This is a genomic window from Thalassospira sp. UBA1131 (assembly GCF_002311515.1).
Classification (GTDB): domain Bacteria; phylum Pseudomonadota; class Alphaproteobacteria; order Rhodospirillales; family Thalassospiraceae; genus Thalassospira.
On the sequence record NZ_DCAO01000130.1, the window covers coordinates 3235 to 4266 of the forward strand.

Genomic DNA, 1032 nt, shown 5'->3' on the forward strand with positions numbered 1-1032 from the left:
AGGTCAATTCCGGATACCGCTGGGCCGAACCGCTGGGCGAGAACATCAATCGTGTTCTTATGGATAACCTCGACAGGACTGGGGTTGCAGCACGGCTGGAAGTCTTTCCGTGGAACTCACGGGACATGGTGGAATGGCAGGTGGTTGTCGATATCGACCGTTTTGAACGGCAGGCCGATGGCAATGTTAACCTGACAGCCCGCTGGAAGCTCGTCCATTTCCAAAGTGGGGAAATTGTCACAGCAGCCAAGTATGACAAGGTCAGTACACCAGTCGATCAAACACTGGATAACGCCGTTATCGCCATGAGCAGCCTGCTGGCCGATTTGACGGCCGAAATTGCGGCGCGGATACCGTGATTCGCTGCAAAAGGACGGTTGAAGGGCGAATACGCAGTTTGATTTTCAGAATTTTCCAGCTCCAAGGGCAGGGGAATTCAGGAAATTCTAAAGAAATACCCGAAAGTATATAAAACATCTGCATCGAACTATTGTTTTAGGAACCCGATTAGCAGTATAAGTAAGAATAAATATAAAAATTGGGACACGCGCCTGACTAGTTAAACGGCAGACTTATGCCGCCCAAACAGGAAGTTAGGGAGCCAGAGCGCGTCATGTCGGATACGACATTTGAAGTTATGGTCCAGCGTGGGGATCGCTGGATAATCCATTCGACATTTGATGTCGAACAGGAGGCGGTTGCAGAAGCTGAAAAGCTTGTGAAAACCAAGATCTCTGCCGTGCGCGTTATTCGTAACTGGGAACGCGGCGACGGTCGCCATATTGAAAAGGTACTTCTCGAAAAACAAGGCGCTGGCGAGGACCAGGACGATGACGTTCGGGTAACTTCGATCGACGAAGCGCCGTTGTGCGAGACCGATAACGACCTTTTGCAGAAAGAAAGCCGCGCGACCATCAACCGGTTGCTGCGCAAATATTTCGAACAGGAAATCCTTACGCCTTGCGAGGTAATGTACAATTACCAGAACCTGCGCAAGTTGATGTTCCATGACACCTTGATGCCGACCGCGGT

1 protein-coding gene and 1 pseudogene are annotated in these 1032 nt (G+C 50.5%); both read left to right on the forward strand.

Features of this window, described 5'->3' with window-relative positions:
• The coding region (locus B3Z49_RS21150) for a PqiC family protein (RefSeq protein WP_296994629.1) at nt 1-359 on the forward strand (359 nt) is incomplete at its 5' end.
• A 254-nt stretch (nt 360-613) separates the two neighbouring features.
• Nucleotides 614-1032 (forward strand): annotated as a pseudogene (locus tag B3Z49_RS21155) (hypothetical protein); the annotation flags it as partial.